Annotated in this window: 1 pseudogene; it reads right to left on the reverse strand. The window is 48.4% G+C overall.

From position 1 onward, the window contains the following. Nucleotides 1-387: 387 nt before the first annotated feature. Nucleotides 388-583 (reverse strand): annotated as a pseudogene (locus tag HW443_RS12670) (rhamnose ABC transporter substrate-binding protein); the annotation flags it as partial.

The following is a 583-nucleotide window of genomic DNA, read 5'->3' on the forward strand; positions in this document are numbered from 1 at the left end:
GGCATGTACCTCACCAGAACACAGGTCAAAGTCAACCCCATCCAGAGCCAGCACACCTGGGAAGCTCTTCTTGATCCCCTGCAATTTCAAGATGTAATCAGACATGGCCTCTTTCCTGTCTGCAAAGTCCTAAATTTACGCCCTCGTAATATGAGGAGCACTCCAACATGGAAGTAGTCCAGCATCCCCTCATTGAGCTCACCTACTAAAGATATTTTATCAAAGGTTTTAATGAGTGGAGAGAGGCCATCCAGCAGATAACCCTTAAGCTTATCTACCAAAGATATTTTATCAAAGGCGATAGTTCACTGTAGTGAGCTTCATATAGCATAATGGGGGAGGGATCGCTGAAAGTACCCCCTCCCCCATCACATGAGCGGTCAAGTTTTAGTAGCCGTCAGCCCATTCGTCGATGTTCTCAGCAGTGAACCTGAACGGAGGTCCTAAAACGACCATAGTGCCTCCCATACCATCATCAACGACTGTGTACTCGCCCATTTTGCCGGCTGTGAAGGTCTCACCCACCGCACCAGTAATCTCACCGGTGGCCATCAAGTAGGAGACGTAAGTCGACAGGTAACCA

It is taken from the genome of Candidatus Hakubella thermalkaliphila, from assembly GCF_013281975.1.
GTDB classification, from domain to species: Bacteria; Actinomycetota; Humimicrobiia; order Hakubellales; family Hakubellaceae; genus Hakubella; species Hakubella thermalkaliphila.